This is a genomic window from Streptomyces sp. NPDC101234 (genome assembly GCF_044767525.1).
GTDB classification, from domain to species: Bacteria; Actinomycetota; Actinomycetes; order Streptomycetales; family Streptomycetaceae; genus Streptomyces; species Streptomyces sasae.
On record NZ_JBIWOA010000027.1, the window covers coordinates 52447 to 67620 of the forward strand.

Below are 15174 nucleotides of genomic sequence, written 5' to 3' on the forward strand. Positions count from 1 at the left end.
CAGGAGGACATCCCACACTACGTTTTGTAGGGTTAAAGGCAGGTGAGAAGACGCCTCCTCATGGCCGTTGTGACGCGTCGGATCACGCAGCCTCGCCTCCGCCACCCCCGGCGGACCGCCGGCCGCGGAGAAGGCCCTGTTCCTCTCCCGCTGCCCTGTCTGCTGCGCCTGGACCGTGCACCGTCGCCGCTGATGGTCTTGGCGGGCGCCCTCGCCCCTACTGGCGCCGGGCGCCTCGAGTCCGCGACATCCATGTCGAGTCATAACCGGAACGCATGGTTCCGTGACATCCCTCACAGCGGATCCGCGGCCTAGGCATGCCCGATAGTAGATGCCGCTCTAACGACATATGGGATTTGTCTGACTTGGGGCACCCATGCGTCACGCCTGAATTCACGGCTTTGCGATCGCGAGTCGACTTCTCCCGTTCCGCGCGCACGCAGGGATTCTGACGGGGCGACAGGACTCCGGGGAGACCCCGGAAACCGGACCACCGCTCCCCGCCCCCTTGGCAAGGGCCGTCCTCACCTACGAAGCGAGCTAGTACCGAGGCCCTTTGCGCCCCGTGTGAAGGCTTCCTAAGAATGACGATCCTCAGGACGCCGCCGCAGCTCAGGAGCGGGTTACTCATGGCTAAACATCGTAAGAACACGCAGTACCGGCGGATAGTCGTCGCTGCCGTCGCCGTGGGCAGCGTGGGCATACCGTCCGCCGCCATGGCCTGTACCAACTGGCCCGGCAGCGGCGGACACCGGTCCGACAGCGCCGGGAACAGCGCAGCGAAGGACTCGTGGGACGAGAAGGGCTGGTGGAACGACGCCGGCTGGGGCCGCCCCTGGACCACCGACCAGGCCGGCGAGCCCTCGCGTACGGCGTCGGCGGCGCCGAGCGCCACCAAGACTCCGAGCGCTTCCGCGAACGCCACGAAGGCCCCGAAGGCTTCCGCGAACGCCACGAAGGCCCCGAAGGCTTCCGCGAACGCCACGAAGACTGCTCATCACGCCCCCGCGCGCGCCGGGAAGACCACCGCGTCGCCCAGCCCCCGCCCCCGGATCACCACCACCGCCCCCGCCGCCACCGCTTCCGCGGCCCCCAAGCCGTCGAGCACCCCGAAGGCCACCGCCACGGCGTCCGGGGTCGTCGCTCGCGTCGTGGCACTCGTCAACGCCGAGCGCGGCAAGGTCGGCTGTCAGGCCCTGACCCTGAACACGACCCTGACCAAGGTCGCACAGGCACACAGCGAGGACATGGCGCTGCACCAGAACATGTCGCACTCCGGGTCCGACGGCTCCTCCCCCGGAGACCGGATCACCGCCGCCGGGTACACCTGGAGCGCCTACGGCGAGAACGTGGCCTACGGCTACGCCACTCCCGAGCTGGTCATGGCGGGCTGGATGGCCAGCCCCGGCCACAAGGCCAACATCCTCAACTGCGCGTTCAAGGAGATCGGCGTCGGTCTCGCACAGCCCGGCAGCTACTGGACCCAGGACTTCGCCACCGCCCGTTGAGCGGGTGCCGCCTGCCACGCTGCTCCGAGGTGACTGCCGAACAGGTTGACGACGACCGGGTCGGCGCCGGACGGACAGGTCAGGCGTCGCGCGTGATGTCGTCGATGGCGAGCGCCGCGCGCAGGGTGGTCAGGTCGCCGACGCTGGTGAGGCGGACGCCGAGCAGGCTCTCGATGCGTCTGACGCGCAGGCCGACGGTGTTGGGGTGGATGTAGAGCGCCTCGGCGGTGGCGTTGGTGTTGAGGTCGTGGTCGAGGTAGGTGCGCAGGGTGGTGACCAGGTCGGTGGCGCGGCGGTCCGTGATCTCGGCCAGCTCGGTCGCGATGTCGGTGACGCCGCCGCCTCGCCGGGCGACCCCGATGAACCGGTCGTGGATGGCCGCGTGCTGCCGGAGCAGCTCGTTCAGCGCGCTGAGTTCCCGCACCCGACGGCGGTCGCGCTCCAGCTGTGCGCCGGTCTCCAGGGCGATGCCGGCGTGGCTGGCGAGGATCTGGAGCAGCTCCAGGCCGCCGGGGCCGAGGCGGCGGGGTCGCTGCCGTAGACGTTCATGGTGCCGACGGTCTCGCCCTGGTTGCGCAGCGGGACGGATGCCATCGAGTGGTGGCCGTGCTCCTCGGCGACTTCGGCCCACGGTCCGCAGGAGGGGTCGTGGGAGATGTCCTCGACGATCACCGGTTCGCCTTCGACGAGTGCGAGATCGAGGTGGAGACCGTCCGTCCCGGGCGGACCATCGAGCTGCTCGAAGCGGTGGTACGGATCGCCGGCCGCCCGGTTCTGCGGGCCCGCGCCTGGTTCCTGGCCGCCCTCGACACCACCGCGGTCATGGGCGGCCCCGACGACCGCCTCGCCCCGCCGGAGTCACTCGCCCCGTGGCCTGCGACCGACGTCTGGCCCGGCGGCTACATCAGGTCCGTGCAGATCCGCCCGGTCGCACCACCCCGTCCGGGCCGTGGGTCTCGACTCCGCTGGAGCTGGTCGCCGGTGGGGCGGCCGGACCGCTCGCGTCGTACGTCGCCCTCGTCGACACCGCGAACGGCATCGCCGTCCGTCAGCCGCCCACCGCGTGGATGTTCCCCAACGTCGACCTGACCATCCATCTCCACCGCCAACCGCGCGGCGCCTGGACCGGATTGGACACCAAGGTCACCTTCGGCCCCACCGGCCAGGGCCTGACCAGCACGGTCCTGCACGACGTCGAAGGACCGGTCGGACACGCCTCGCAGATCCTCACGGTCCGCCCGCTGCCGGGAGCGTGACACCTCGCCGAAGCCCGTGGAGCAGCCGTGCCTTGTCACAAGAGGCTGAAAAGCTCAGGGAGGTCAGAAGAGCGCGATCGGCGGCAGCGGCGGGAGGATCGCGTCGAGTTCCGCGAGGTCGTCCGCGCTGAACTCGTACCCGACGGCGGCGTTCTGGGCGATCTGCTCGGGGCGGGTGGCACCGGCGATGACCGAGGCGACGGCGGGCCGGGAGCCTAGCCAGGAGAAGACGGCCCGCACCTCGGTGAGGCCACGCTGCTTGACGAAGTCACCGGAGGCGGCGGGCTGTTGCAGGTCGGCGTTCTCGAAGTCGTCCTGCCGGAAGTGCGTCAGGCGGGCACCCTTCGGGGCCTTGCCGGAGGAGTACTTGCCGGTCAGGAGCCCGCCGGCAAGGGGGTAGTAGGGCAGCGCCCCCAGGCCGAACGCGGTGGCGGCGGGCAGGACTTCGAGCTCGGCACGGCGATCGAGGAGGTTGTAGTGGTTCTGCGCGGCGACGAACCGGGGGGCGTCGCCGGAGTGAGTGAGGTCAGGGATTCGGGCCGCTCACCGCGGCACCGGCCGGCACCGGCCCGTTGAGGCCGAGCCGCTGCCCGAGCCCGACGCCGTGCCGGTAGAGGGCGTTCCCCTCGTCGAGACGGTTCTTCTCCCAGGCGGTCAAGGCCGATTCCAGGGAGGGAAGTTGCTGGAGAGCGGTGAACAAGGTGATGGCGTCGGCGGCCGCCTTCTCCGCGCCGGCCGCCTGGAACAGGCCGGTCACACCGACGCGCTCATGTACCGACCGCCGGTCTCATGCCGCAAGGACCAGCGGTCACTGTGGCCGGCCACAGCAGATTGCTGCCATCATGTGCCGCCACACATGACATCCCGTTGCGCGGCGTGGATTCACACCTGCGGCAGGCTGCGAGGATGGGGGCATGACCGAGATCCGCACACCCCGTCTCCTCCTCCGCAGCTGGCACGACGACGACCTCGTACCGATGGCGGACATCAACGCGGACCCACGGGTCATGCGCTGGGTCGGCGACGGCTCGGTGCACGACCTGGACCGTACGGCCGAGGACATCGAGCGGTGGGAGGAGGAGTGGGACGAGGAGGGCTTCGGACTCTTCGCCGTCGAGCTGCTGGGCTCGGGCGAACTGATCGGCTTCACAGGGCTGTCCGTGCCCGAGTTCCTGCCGGAGGTGATGCCCGCCGTGGCGATCGACTGGCGGCTCGGCTCACAGTTCTGGGGCCAGGGATACGGGTCCGAAGCCGCGCACGCCACACTGGAGTTCGCGCTCCAGGACCGTGGCCTGGAGCGCGTCATCAGCATCAACCGGGTGGGTGACGACGCCTCCGAGAACGTCATCCGCAAGCTCGGCATGGTGCCCGAGCGGGAGACGGCGCATCCGGTGTACGGCTACCCGCTGCGCGTTCACACCATCGATCTCACCGAGTTCCAGGCGTGAACCGGCCGATTCGTCGGTCAGCACCTGCCGGCCCTGGTGGTCCGCCTCACCAGGTGTGAGCCACGTCCACCACGAGATGGTTGGCCGTCTGGAAGACCCGGAACGGCAGCCGGGCGCGGACACCCAGTCCGGCCTGGGTGTAGCCCTCCGAGCCACCTGTGATCTTGAACTCCCGGAAGGTCCGGTACCCGGTGACGTCGACGGACGGGAGCGGCGGGTAGGGCTGTCCGGTCGCCGGGTCGGAGCGCGGGGAGAACAGCGAGATCTCCAGAATGGCTCCGCCCTTGATCGGGACCACGGCGTCGGACGGGTCCTGGTGCAGTACGTCGACATAGCGGACGGTGTAGCCGATCGGGTCGGCCGCCGTGCCCTGGGCGTCGAAGACCAGACGGTCGAAGCACTCGTGCTGTCCGGTCCGTACGTCGGTCAGTCGCCTGGAGGCGACGGAGTCACCGGTCTTGTCCAGGCTCCCCCACGTCACGGCACAGTCCACGGCCGTCGGCGCGGCCGCCACCGCCGGAACCGTGCCGGCCAGCAGACCGCCGCCCGCCAGCATCATCGCGGCCAGTGCAGTACCTGTACGTCGCATGACTACCCCCCGGTAGTTCGCGTAGGTGTGTGCCTGTTTAGACCGATGACCTTCCGGAAGGTTGTACGCAGTGGAGCAGGCACCTGTTCGGAACCCAAGTGGTGAGGGGATGCGCGCTGGCCTCGGCGTCCGGACCCACAGGACGCGTGACCCCGAGCCGCCGGGCAAACGTCCGCGCATCGGAATATTCGGAGCAGAAGGGGTACCCGCAAAGACATCGCCCCAGCGGAAAGGAGCTCGATCCGATGTCCACCGGCACCCGGAACGGACCGGGGACGCGGACGAGTTGCCGCCGTCATCCCACCATCAGCGGCCGACAGTTCGGCCGGAGAGAGAGGAGAAGGCAATGATCGCCCTGGGCATCATCCTCCTCGTCCTCGGATTCGTCTTCAACATCGGTCTCCTGTGGACGATCGGGGTCGTCCTGCTCGTGATCGGGCTCATCCTGTTCCTGCTCGGCTCGCTCGGCCACGCCGTCGCCGGCCGACGCCACTACTGGTAGCCCGGACCGAGGCAGGCGAACAGGCACCGCGCAGTAGCCGTGGAACAGAACATCGTCAGGGGCGTCGCCTATGCACGCTCCCCCGCCGACCACACCGCCTGTCGCGGCGGCCGGCCCGGCGGTTCGGCCTCGGCGTTCCGGACCCGGGCGACGGCGATGGTGAGCTGCCGCTGGACCTGACCGGGCAGCGACGCCCCCTGCACCACGGTGGCGACCACGTCCCGGGCCAGCCGGTGCAGTTTGGTGTTGGTGTTCTGGGAGGCCGTGACCAGCGCCTCCCAGGCCTCGTCGGGGTTCAGGCCGAAGGACGCCATGAGTATTCCGCGGGCCAGGTCGATGTCCGGCCTGGTCCGCATCGCACGCCGCAGCTGTACGAGCTCGACCTGCAGCAGCCCGTCGTCATCGTGTGCAGGCAGGAAGAGGTCGTAGGTGTCCGTGACGGTCAGCAGGCGTTCGACGACCGGGCTCGCGGTGGTGACGGTGACCGTCTTGCCGTCCTGCACCGCCTGACGGCGAACGGCCAACAGGACGTTGAGCGCGGAGCAGTCCGCGAACGTCGTGCCTCCCAGGTCCAGGTCGATCCCCTCGGCCGACCTGGTGAGGGCGCGGGTCAAAGAGTGTCGCAGGTTCTGGCTGTCGTCGAGACAGAACTCCCCGCTCAGCGTGACCGACACCCGGGCGTCGTCCGGTCCCGCCCGCACCAGCAGGACGTTGGCCGACGGAAGCGACGCAGCGCGTACGACCGCGCCTTCACCCGCACCCGGAGTGTCGTAGGACGATTCGGTCATCATCGCCTCCTCCACGTCTCCTTCACCAGGTTCTTACGCCCCAGCCTCATACGTCAAGAGATACGTGAATAGAATTTCCTGCTTTTGTGTGCGTGAACAAACAGTCGTAGGATTTGGTCATGCTGGGAGTCGATGGAGTGCCCGAGCCTCATACGGGATGGACGTTCGTCACCAATCACGCGCGCGTCCTGGCGAGCATCGCCGACAACCACAGCGCGCGGATCCGGGACATCGCAGCCCGCTGCCGGCTCACCGAACGTGCCGTCCAGAAGATCATCTCGGATCTCGAACAGGACGGTTATCTCTCCCACACCCGCAGTGGCCGCACCAACCACTACCGGATCGACCCGAGCAAGGTCCTGCGCCATCCGGCCGAGGCCGGGCTCACCGTGGCCTCTCTGCTGTCGATGCTGGTCAGGGACGAGGTCGAACGCCAGGGCATGGTCGAGCAGGCCCGAACCGAGTCCTGAGCCGGATTCTGAGCCCCTACGCCGGTCACTCCACCGTGGCGCCGCCGGACAGCCGGACCTCCTCGCTGTCGAGGTCCGCCTGCAGACGGCGCAGTACGGTGTCATCGATGTGGCGTTCGTCCCTCAGGCGGACGACGGTGGCACGTCTGTGGGCGATCAGGGCCAGGTGCAGTGCGGTGTAGTCCTGGTGCAGCAGCAGCGCGGGGTCGTCCTCGGCGCCCGCCCCCAGGGCCCGCGCGGACGCCAGCCGCCCCTCGTACTCCTGGCGCAGCCACTCGACGGTCTTCGGCCCCGTGCCCAGTTCGACGGCGAGCCGCGGCATCGCCTCGAGCGCCGCTTCGATGGCGGTCGTCTCGGCGAGGTTGCGCTCCTCGACGACCGACGTGTCGGGAGGCAGCTTCGCCCGGCGCACCGCCGCCGGGAGCAGGAGTCCCTGTACCACCAGCGTCACGAGGATGACGCCGGAGGTGACGCCGAGGCGGCTCGGCTGCGGCTCTCGAACCATGTCCACCATGATCCCATCGGGCCATTCGGGGCGCCCGCCACCCGGACCACTTCGAACGCCGGACCGAGCCGTGCCCACTCCACCGGCGGCGCCGTCGGCTCCGGCACCGCCTCCCCTGACAGGTACTGCCGTTACCCGGAACAGCGTTGCCTTCCCCATCCGCGTGACCGGCGGTTTCCTCGATCGTGGCCGCCGGGAACGGACCCGAGGGCCCGTGAACCGCCCGGACGATCGACACAAGGAGCATTCCGCACCATGGCCCAGCAGACCGCACCGCAAGCCCTGGCCTCCGTGGCCCCCAAGCTGGTCGAGCTGACCGACGAGGTCCTCTTCGGAGACGTGTGGGACCGTGCCGAGCTGTCCCCACGTGACCGCAGTCTGGTCACCGTCACCGCACTGGCCGCGCTCTACCGCACCGAGCAGCTCGGCTTCCACCTCGAGCTCGCCCTGGCGAACGGCCTGACGAAGGAAGAGCTCGGCGAGGCCCTGACCCACCTGGCCTTCTACGCCGGCTGGCCCACCGCCATGACCGCCGTCACCCGACTCAAGGCCATCACTGAGGAGACCGAGGGTCCCGCCGCCTGACCTCCCTGCCTTCCCCGCGGCAGTCCTGGCAGGGCTGCCGGCACCTGCGCACCACGAAAGAGACGTTTCACGATGGAACTGTTGAAGAAGCAGCCGACGATCAAGCTGCCGGCCGAGTGGTTCACCGGCGACGCGTGGGCCGACGTCATCTACCGCGGAGAGGAACCCTCCCGCGCCCGGGCGAACGCGGTCCGCTTCGCCCCCGGCGCGCGGACCGCCTGGCACTCCCACGGTCTGGGGCAGACCCTCTACATCGTCGAGGGCATCGCCCTGATCCAGTCCCGCGGCGGAGAGATCCTCGAAGCGCGTCCGGGTGACGTGGTCTGGACTCCGCCGGGCGAGGAGCACTGGCACGGCGCCGCACCCGACCACTTCATGACCCATATCGCCCTGTGGGAGACGGACGACGTCGACTGGCTGGAGCACGTCACCGACGGCGAGTACGGCGGCCCTCGCCACCGCACGCGCTCCTGACGCGCTCGATCCGAGCTCCTTCTTCCCTCCGCGTCTGACATCGCCGTTTGACATCGCCGCCGGACTTCCACCATGCTTCCATTAATTCATTAACACAAGCATGGTGGAGCCGAGGAAGGCGACGTGATCGACTACCGGATCGACCGCGGCAGCGGCGTACCGGCCTACGTGCAGATCGTCGAGCAGACCGAACGGGCGCTCCGGATGGGCACCCTGCGGGTCGGGGACAAGCTCCCCACGGCGAGGGAGGTGGTGGCGGCGACCGCCATCAACCCCAACACCGTGCTGCGGGCCTATCGCGACATGGAGCAGTCCGGTCTGGTGGAACTGCGCCGCGGCCTCGGGACCTTCGTCACACGGTCGCTCGCCCGGCCCGGCTCGGAGGACGACTCCCCGTTGCGCCGGGAGGTCACCGACTGGGTGGCCCGCGCCCGGGCCGCGGGCCTGGAGCGGGCCGATGTCCTCGCCCTGGTCAGCGCCGCCCTGGACGCCCACGACAGCGGAACCCCGGGCGACCGGGACCGGAAGAAGGAGGATGCATGACCGGGCCTGACGCGTCGGCCGCGCTGTGCGCCACGGGACTGGGATTCCGGTACCGCAGGCGGGGCGGCCGGGCCCTGCGGGACTGCGGGTTCACCGTGCCCAGCGGTCGTATCACCGCCCTCGTCGGACGCAACGGCGCCGGCAAGAGCACCCTGCTGCACCTGGCCGGCGGCCTGCTGCGGCCCGGCTCCGGGGAACTCCGGGTGCTGGGCACCGTGCCCGGCACGCCCGAGGCCCGCGCCCGGGTCGCGCTGCTCACCCAGGACAAGCCGCTCTACCCCCGCTTCACCGTGGCGGACACCCTGCTGATGGGCGAGAAGCTGAACTCCTCCTGGGACCGGGCGACCGCCGAGCGGATCGTCCGCGAGGGCGGCATCCCGCTCCACGCCCGCGTCGGCGAACTGTCCCCCGGCCGGCGCACCCGCGTCGCGCTCGCCCTGGCGCTGGGCAAGCAGCCCGAACTCCTGCTTCTCGACGAGCCGTTGGCCGACCTCGACCCCGTGGCACGGAGCGAGATCATGGCGGAGCTGATGGCCGAGGCCGCCGAGCGCGCCATGAACATCGTACTGTCCTCGCACGTCCTGCCCGAACTCGAGGAGACCTGCGACTGGGTGCTGGTGCTGCGGGACGGCCGCGTCGAACTGAGCGAGGACGCCGAGGTGCTGCGCGAGAGCCATGCCCTGCTGACCGGCCCCGCCGACCAGGCCGACACCCTGGCCGGACAGCACACCGTCGTACGGAGCCGTACCAGTGGCAGACAGCTGACCGCCCTCATACGGCAGCGCGGACCGCTGCGCGGCGACTGGCATGTCGAACGGCCCGGTCTGGAGGACGTCCTGATCGGCTACCTCCAGGCCGGTGAGCCGAGGCACCCCGCCACCACCCTCGTCGAGCGGACGGAGGCGGCGGCGTGAAGGGCTCCCTCTGGCTCGCATGGCGGCAGCAACGCGCCTCGGTCGGCATCGCCGTGGCCGTCCTCGTCGTCGCCGCGGCGATCGCCGCGTACTTCCGCTCGGGCATGCTGGACGCCCTGCACAGCGGACTGTTCGACCACTGCGCCACCGGGCCGCTGTACTGCACACGGCCCTACACCGGCCTGCCCCTGCTGCTGGAGGTCACGCCGCTGAAATACCTCGGAGCGCTGAACATCGCCCTGCCCGTCGTCATCGGTGTCTTCTGGGGCGCCCCGCTGCTGGGCCGCGACCGGGAACTGGGCACGCACCGCATGGTCCTCGCCCAGGGCGTGAGCCGCGGTCAGTGGTTCGCGACCCGGTTCGCCCTGGCCGCGGCGGTCACGACCGCCCTCTCCGGCCTGCTGGCGGGGGTGTTCGCCTGGTGGTGGAGACCGGCCGCCGACCGGAGCTACGGCCTGTTCTGGTACGACGACACGGCCCTGAGCGGCTCGGGTCCCCGCGTCGTGGCGGCCGCCCTGTTCGGCCTGGCGGCCGGCACCCTGCTGGGCCTGCTGGCCCGCCGGGTGCTGGCGGCGATGGGCCTGACCCTGCTGGTGACGGGGGTGATGACACTCCTGCTGGAGTGGACGCACCGGGCCCGGCTGCTGGTCCCGCCGCACATCTACGTCAGCGCCGGCAGCATCCCCAAAGCGCCGATGGGCGAGAAGTGGTCGACCGGCACCTACGGCCTGATCACCGCCTCCGGCCGCCACGACTCCGTGTTCAACTGCGCCTACCCGTCCGGCACCCAGCTCAAGGAGTGCATGGCGGCGCACGGGTACGTGGCCCGCTTCTACGAGGCCAACCCGGCGAGTGACTACTGGACCTTCCAGTGGACCGACACCGCCGTCCTCGGCGGCCTCGCCGCACTGCTCACGGTCGTCACCGTGCTGCTCCTGCGCCGCCGCGTCTGACCGCGGCAGCCGCAACGGGCCATCGGCCCCTTCCTCGTTGTCTTCTCCCTCACCGGGATCCCCCGGTCACCACTGCTGCACGGAGGTCGCTCCGCCATGCCCGCCGACGCCAAGTCACCGAAGACACCACGCACCCACCACGGCACGGACATCTCGCCCGGCACCTTCGTCGACCGCGCCGCAGGCCGGGAGAAGGGCCCGCACGGCCGGTCCGGGACACGTGTCCGCCGTTCCCCTCTGCCCACCGACTGAGACGGTCCACGACATGCCGTCTCGCCGACCGCGGACCGGGCCGGAGCGCCTGGTCGCGATGGACGGGCTCCGCCTGGTGGCAGCGGTCATGGTGGCCGCCTACCACTTCCTCGGAACGCCCACCCCGCACTTCTGGGGCCGGACCGAGCTCCGGGACCTCGCCCCGTTCCTGCACGAGATCAGCCGCTACGGCTGGCTCGGCGTGGAGTTCTTCTTCGCCATCAGCGGCTTCGTCATCTGCATGAGCTGCTGGGGGCGGACTCCCGCACAGTTCACCGTCTCCCGTATCGCACGGCTCTTCCCCGCCTACTGGTGCGCCGTCCTTCTCGTCGTCGCGCTCGTCCTGGTCTCACGGATCGGCCACTGGCCCGCCGCCACCCGCATCGACCTCCGTACCGTCCTGGGAAACCTGACAATGGCCCCGGGCCCGCTGGGAGTCGAACTGGTCGACCGGGTCGGCTGGACGCTCTGGGTGGAGGCCCGGTTCTACCTGCTGATGGCCGTGCTGCTGGTCTTCGGGCTGTCGTACCGGCGAGTGGTGATCTTCTGCGGAGGCTGGCTGCTGGCCGGCGTCATCGCACTCGAACTGCACTCGCCCCTGCTCGACGAACTCGTACTGCCCCGGTACACCGGCCTGTTCGTCGCCGGAATCGTCCTCTACCTCATACGCAGGTTCGGACAGAGCCTGCTGCTCTGGCTGCTGCTGGGCTTCGCCTGGTGCTACGAACTCACCGCGCTCGGACGCCGGGTGGCCGACCACGCCACCGTACCCCCCGGCGAGAGCCCGCCCTCCTGGGCCGTGTGCGCGGCCGTACTCACGGTCTGTCTCGGGCTGCTGGCGCTGGCCGGTGCCGGGGGACCGCTGACGAGGCTGCGCTGGCGCTGGCCGGTCATCGCGGGGGAACTCACCTACCCCTTCTACCTCGTCCACCAAAGCATCGGAATTCCCTTGGCCAAAGGCTTGATCCGGGCCTTTCCCGGACCGGGGCCGCTGCCTTGGATGGCGGTGTCCGTCGTCTGCATGCTGGGGCTGTCCCTGCTCATCCACAGAACGGTGGAACGTCGGCTCGGACACCTGCTGAGGCATCGCCTGACGCTCGACATGCGGGTGCGGGACGTGGCGGCCCAGCCGGCTCTCACCCGCACCCGATAGCCCTCGAAACTCCGTCCGGAGAAAGGTCGCACGTGCCCTTCACCCTGCGCACAAGACGCTCGCGGATACTCATCGCCGCCGCGACAGCGGTGGCCGCGGCCCTGGCCGTCGCACTCACTCTGGCCCTGACGGTCACGACCTACGACCACACCTCGCCGCGCGCCGCCCGCGCCGCGGCGTCGGGATCGGTGGCCGGCAGCGTCGACTGCCGCAAGGCGAAATGCGTCGCCCTCAGCTTCGACGGGGGCCCGAGTCCGACGACCCCCAAGCTGCTGGACATCCTCAAGCAGGACGGTCTGCACGCCACGTTCTTCGTGCAGGGCAGAGGCCATATCTCGAAGTACCCCGACATCCTGCGCCGTATCGCGGCCGAGGGGCAGGAGATCGGCAACCACACCTGGACCCACCCCAGGTTGACGGATCTCGACGAGGCCGACGCCCGTGCGGAACTGACCCGGACACAGGACGCCATCGAGCGGATCACCGGCACCAGGCCGGTCCTGATGCGTCCCCCGGAGGGCCGCACCAACCGCAAAGTGGCCAAGGTGTGCAAGGAGTTGGGGCTGGCTCAGGTGCTGTGGAGCGTCACGGCCAAGGACTACGAGACGACCGACTCGGCTCTGATCACCCAGCGGGTGCTCGACCAGACCCACCGCGACGGCATCATCCTGCTGCACGACCTGCACAAGGGGACCGTGCCCGCCGTCCCGGGAATCATCAAGGCCCTCGAACAGCGCGGCTACACCATCGTCACGGTGTCACAGCTGCTCGCCCCCGCCACACCGCAGCCGGGCATGGTCTACCGCCCCTGAGGGCACCCGGCCCTCCCGAGGCGGCTCAGCGCCTGCATGGCCTCGCGCTCGATGCGGGAGAGTTCACCGAGGACGGCGCCTGCCCGTACCAGGCACCGCGCATCGCCCGATGCACCGGCCTTTGTGATCAGTGCCGCGACTTCCGTCCACAGAGCGGCTGCCTCGATGTACAGCCTGAGACCGGTGCGCAGATGGCCGCTGTCGAGCTGTTGGGTGCATTCGGCGAGGAAGTCGCGGTAGAGGTTGCGGAACAGGGCGCCGCCGGTGCCGGCCCTCTCCATCAGGAGGGCGGCCTGCGGCAGGTCCCGTTGCGGGTCGTCGGTGCGCCGGAGCCACGTGCCCACCGGCCTGCCGGCCTTCTCGATGCCCCGGTGGCCGAGGTTGGCGATGGGCGGATCGAGGAAGCCACCCGGGAAGGGGCGGAGGACGCCGACGCCTGGCGCGGGCTGACGGTCAGTCTGGAGCGCGTCGCCGAACTGCAGGCACTCGACCGCGGCCGCCGCCGATTACGACCAGGCTGCCAAGGACGGCAACTACGCCGCGGGCAACCCGGCCGCGCAATGGGTCTACGGCCCCGGGACGACCAGGTCCGTCAAGGAGTACACCAGCCAGATGGCCGCCGCCGACCCGGCCACCCACATCTCCTCGTCGACGCCGCCGTTCCTTCTCCTGCACGGCAGCGCCGACCCGCTGGTCTCCCCCAGCCAGGCCCTGAACCTGTTCACCGCCCTCAAGGACAAGGGCGTCGGCGCCAAGCGCGTGGTGCTCACCGGCGCCGGCCACGGTGACCTGAGCGTCTCAGCCCTTTCCAACGCCTCGCCGAGCACCTCCGCGGGCTCCGGCGACTCCGCCGCCGGCAGCGCGAAGCCCTGGTCGACCGAGAAGACGATGACCTACATCACGGACTTCCCGACCGGCCACACCGACCGGCCCGCCGCGGACGGCTCGGCGAGGACCGGCCGCTCAGCGATGTGAGATGCCTCAGAGCGACGTCATGACGTGCTTGATCCGGGTGTAGTCCTCGAAGCCGTACGCGGAGAGGTCCTTGCCGTAGCCGGACTTCTTGAACCCGCCGTGCGGCATCTCGGCGACGAGTGCCATGTGGGTGTTGATCCACACACAGCCGAAGTCGAGGTTCTTCGACATCCGCATCGCCCGCGCATGGTCCCTGGTCCACACCGAGGAGGCCAGCGCGTAGTCGACGCCGTTGGCGTACCGCACGGCCTCGGCCTCGTCCGTGAAGGACTGGACGGTGACGACCGGACCGAAGACCTCGTTCTGGACGATCTCGTCGTCCTGGCGGAGGCCGGAGATGACGGTCGGGGCGTAGAAGTAGCCCTTCTCGCCGACCCGGTGGCCGCCCGCCCGGACCGTGGCGTGCTCGGGGAGGCGCTCGACGAAGCCGCTGACCTGGGCGAGCTGGCCCGCGTTGTTCAGGGGGCCGTACAGCACGTCCTCGTCGTCCGGCTGCCCGGTCCTGGTGTCGGCCGCGGCCTTGGCGAAGGCGGCGACGAACTCGTCGTGGACCGACTCGTGGACCAGGACGCGGGTGGCGGCGGTGCAGTCCTGGCCGGCGTTGAAGAAGCCGCCGACGATCAGGTCCTGGACCGCCTTCTCCAGGTCGGCGTCCTCGAAGATCACCGCCGGGGCCTTGCCGCCGAGCTCCAGGTGGACCCGCTTGACGTCCTTGGCCGCGCTCTGGGCGACCTGGATGCCGGCGCGTACCGAGCCGGTGATGGAGGCCATCGCGGGGGTCGGGTGCTCCACCATCAGCCGGCCGGTGTCACGGTCGCCGCAGACCACGTTGAAGATGCCGGTGGGCAGTGCCAGCTCCGCCAGGACACCGCCGATGATCTCGGCCAGCAGCACCGTGGAGGCCGGGGTGGTGTCCGAGGGCTTGAGGACGACCGCGTTGCCCGCCGCGAGCGCCGGGGCGAACTTCCACACCGCCATCAGCAGGGGGTAGTTCCAGGGCGCGACCTGCGCGCAGACACCGACCGGCTCACGGCGGATGATCGAGGTCATCCCCTCCATGTACTCGCCGGCCGAACGGCCCTCCAGCATCCGGGCCGCGCCCGCGAAGAAGCGGACCTGGTCGATGGCGGGGGCGACCTCCTCGCTGCGGGTGAGGTGGAGCGGCTTGCCGGTGTCCCGGCTCTCGGTGGCGACCAGTTCGTCGGCCCGTGCCTCCATCGCGTCGGCGATCTTCAGCAGTGCGAGCTGGCGTACGGACGGCGTGGTGTCGCGCCAGACGGGGAACGCCTCGGCCGCGGCCGCCATCGCCGCGTCGACGTCCGCCGCCCCGGAGAGCGGGGAGGTCGCGTAGACGTCACCGGTGGTGGGGTCCACCACATCGAGCGTGCGGCCGTCCGAGGCATCGACGAACACCCCGTCGATGTAGTTGCGGAACGTGGTGCTCATG

At 70.0% G+C, this 15174-nt stretch carries 20 protein-coding genes and 3 pseudogenes; 14 read left to right on the plus strand and 9 right to left on the minus strand.

All coding sequences use genetic code 11. From position 1 onward, the window contains the following. The first annotated feature begins 629 nt into the window (after window positions 1–629). The gene (locus tag ACIRR9_RS38345; RefSeq protein WP_403761934.1) at window positions 630–1508 is read left to right on the plus strand and encodes a CAP domain-containing protein; all 879 of its coding nucleotides are present in this window, start codon (window positions 630–632) and stop codon (window positions 1506–1508) included. A 79-nt stretch (window positions 1509–1587) separates the two neighbouring features. Here ACIRR9_RS38345 and ACIRR9_RS38350 read toward each other — a convergent pair whose 3' ends face one another. Beyond that, the gene (locus tag ACIRR9_RS38350; protein WP_403761937.1) at window positions 1588–1932 is read right to left on the minus strand and encodes a helix-turn-helix domain-containing protein; all 345 of its coding nucleotides are present in this window, start codon (window positions 1930–1932) and stop codon (window positions 1588–1590) included. Continuing rightward, a pseudogene (locus ACIRR9_RS38355) lies at window positions 1911–2210 on the minus strand (GAF domain-containing protein); the annotation flags it as partial. The gene ACIRR9_RS38350 and the pseudogene ACIRR9_RS38355, both read right to left, overlap by 22 nt. A 167-nt stretch (window positions 2211–2377) precedes the next feature. On the opposite strand from ACIRR9_RS38355, the gene ACIRR9_RS38360 reads away from it, so the two are divergent. Continuing rightward, window positions 2378–2764, plus strand: coding sequence for a hypothetical protein (locus ACIRR9_RS38360; RefSeq protein ID WP_403761940.1), 387 nt, complete (start codon window positions 2378–2380; stop codon window positions 2762–2764). Between the two features lie 63 nt (window positions 2765–2827). Here ACIRR9_RS38360 and ACIRR9_RS38365 read toward each other — a convergent pair whose 3' ends face one another. Together ACIRR9_RS38365 and ACIRR9_RS38370 are read right to left on the minus strand one after the other, a co-directional pair. Continuing rightward, the gene (locus ACIRR9_RS38365) at window positions 2828–3298 is read right to left on the minus strand and encodes an aldo/keto reductase (RefSeq protein WP_403762232.1); all 471 of its coding nucleotides are present in this window, start codon (window positions 3296–3298) and stop codon (window positions 2828–2830) included. Next, window positions 3291–3521, minus strand: a complete 231-nt coding sequence (locus ACIRR9_RS38370) for a hypothetical protein (protein ID WP_403761943.1) — start codon at window positions 3519–3521, stop codon at window positions 3291–3293. The genes ACIRR9_RS38365 and ACIRR9_RS38370 overlap by 8 nt, the downstream gene beginning before the upstream one ends. A 157-nt stretch (window positions 3522–3678) precedes the next feature. Here ACIRR9_RS38370 and ACIRR9_RS38375 point away from each other — a divergent pair, with 157 nt between their 5' ends. Further along, window positions 3679–4212, plus strand: a complete 534-nt coding sequence (locus tag ACIRR9_RS38375; protein WP_403761946.1) for a GNAT family N-acetyltransferase — start codon at window positions 3679–3681, stop codon at window positions 4210–4212. Window positions 4213–4258: 46 nt separating this feature from the next. On the opposite strand, the gene ACIRR9_RS38380 is transcribed toward ACIRR9_RS38375, so the two are convergent. Beyond that, the gene (locus ACIRR9_RS38380; protein WP_403761949.1) at window positions 4259–4801 is read right to left on the minus strand and encodes a hypothetical protein; all 543 of its coding nucleotides are present in this window, start codon (window positions 4799–4801) and stop codon (window positions 4259–4261) included. A 346-nt stretch (window positions 4802–5147) separates the two neighbouring features. On the opposite strand from ACIRR9_RS38380, the gene ACIRR9_RS38385 reads away from it, so the two are divergent. Next, entirely contained in the window at window positions 5148–5303 is a 156-nt protein-coding gene (locus ACIRR9_RS38385) for a DUF6131 family protein (RefSeq protein WP_365344373.1), read from the plus strand. A gap of 68 nt (window positions 5304–5371) precedes the next feature. Here ACIRR9_RS38385 and ACIRR9_RS38390 read toward each other — a convergent pair whose 3' ends face one another. Next, window positions 5372–6094 (minus strand): ANTAR domain-containing protein, encoded by a 723-nt coding sequence (locus tag ACIRR9_RS38390; protein ID WP_403761952.1) that lies wholly within the window; start codon window positions 6092–6094, stop codon window positions 5372–5374. A 116-nt stretch (window positions 6095–6210) separates the two neighbouring features. On the opposite strand from ACIRR9_RS38390, the gene ACIRR9_RS38395 reads away from it, so the two are divergent. After that, window positions 6211–6561, plus strand: coding sequence for a helix-turn-helix domain-containing protein (locus tag ACIRR9_RS38395; protein ID WP_365344376.1), 351 nt, complete (start codon window positions 6211–6213; stop codon window positions 6559–6561). Between the two features lie 25 nt (window positions 6562–6586). Here the strand turns inward: ACIRR9_RS38395 and ACIRR9_RS38400 are convergent, their stop codons facing one another. Then, a complete protein-coding gene (locus ACIRR9_RS38400; RefSeq protein ID WP_403761955.1) occupies window positions 6587–7066 on the minus strand; it encodes a hypothetical protein in 480 nt (159 codons plus the stop codon). A 255-nt stretch (window positions 7067–7321) separates the two neighbouring features. On the opposite strand from ACIRR9_RS38400, the gene ACIRR9_RS38405 reads away from it, so the two are divergent. From ACIRR9_RS38405 to ACIRR9_RS38440, 8 genes are all read left to right on the plus strand, one after another. Continuing rightward, window positions 7322–7651 (plus strand): carboxymuconolactone decarboxylase family protein, encoded by a 330-nt coding sequence (locus tag ACIRR9_RS38405; protein ID WP_403761958.1) that lies wholly within the window; start codon window positions 7322–7324, stop codon window positions 7649–7651. A gap of 72 nt (window positions 7652–7723) precedes the next feature. Continuing rightward, complete coding sequence (locus ACIRR9_RS38410; protein ID WP_403761961.1) at window positions 7724–8125, plus strand: cupin domain-containing protein; 402 nt, start codon at window positions 7724–7726, stop codon at window positions 8123–8125. A gap of 123 nt (window positions 8126–8248) precedes the next feature. Then, the gene (locus tag ACIRR9_RS38415) at window positions 8249–8668 is read left to right on the plus strand and encodes a GntR family transcriptional regulator (protein WP_403761964.1); all 420 of its coding nucleotides are present in this window, start codon (window positions 8249–8251) and stop codon (window positions 8666–8668) included. After that, window positions 8665–9582, plus strand: coding sequence for an ATP-binding cassette domain-containing protein (locus tag ACIRR9_RS38420; RefSeq protein WP_403761967.1), 918 nt, complete (start codon window positions 8665–8667; stop codon window positions 9580–9582). The genes ACIRR9_RS38415 and ACIRR9_RS38420 overlap by 4 nt, the downstream gene beginning before the upstream one ends. Further along, window positions 9579–10535: a transporter gene (locus ACIRR9_RS38425; protein ID WP_403761971.1), complete on the plus strand. Its 957-nt coding sequence runs from the start codon at window positions 9579–9581 to the stop codon at window positions 10533–10535. Before ACIRR9_RS38420 ends, ACIRR9_RS38425 begins: the two co-directional genes overlap by 4 nt. Before the next feature lie 96 nt (window positions 10536–10631). Further along, window positions 10632–10787 (plus strand): hypothetical protein, encoded by a 156-nt coding sequence (locus ACIRR9_RS38430; protein ID WP_403761974.1) that lies wholly within the window; start codon window positions 10632–10634, stop codon window positions 10785–10787. 13 nt (window positions 10788–10800) lie between these two features. Next, entirely contained in the window at window positions 10801–11940 is a 1140-nt protein-coding gene (locus ACIRR9_RS38435) for an acyltransferase family protein (RefSeq protein WP_403761977.1), read from the plus strand. 32 nt (window positions 11941–11972) lie between these two features. Then, complete coding sequence (locus tag ACIRR9_RS38440) at window positions 11973–12752, plus strand: polysaccharide deacetylase family protein (protein ID WP_384563194.1); 780 nt, start codon at window positions 11973–11975, stop codon at window positions 12750–12752. Here the strand turns inward: ACIRR9_RS38440 and ACIRR9_RS38445 are convergent. Beyond that, window positions 12740–13156: pseudogene (locus ACIRR9_RS38445) on the minus strand (DUF4872 domain-containing protein); the annotation flags it as partial. The gene ACIRR9_RS38440 and the pseudogene ACIRR9_RS38445 sit on opposite strands and share 13 nt — an antisense overlap. 157 nt (window positions 13157–13313) lie before the next feature. On the opposite strand from ACIRR9_RS38445, the pseudogene ACIRR9_RS38450 reads away from it, so the two are divergent. After that, window positions 13314–13727, plus strand: a pseudogene (locus ACIRR9_RS38450) (prolyl oligopeptidase family serine peptidase); the annotation flags it as partial. A gap of 6 nt (window positions 13728–13733) precedes the next feature. Here the strand turns inward: ACIRR9_RS38450 and ACIRR9_RS38455 are convergent. After that, window positions 13734–15173, minus strand: a complete 1440-nt coding sequence (locus ACIRR9_RS38455) for a gamma-aminobutyraldehyde dehydrogenase (protein WP_403761981.1) — start codon at window positions 15171–15173, stop codon at window positions 13734–13736. Window position 15174 lies beyond the last annotated feature (1 nt).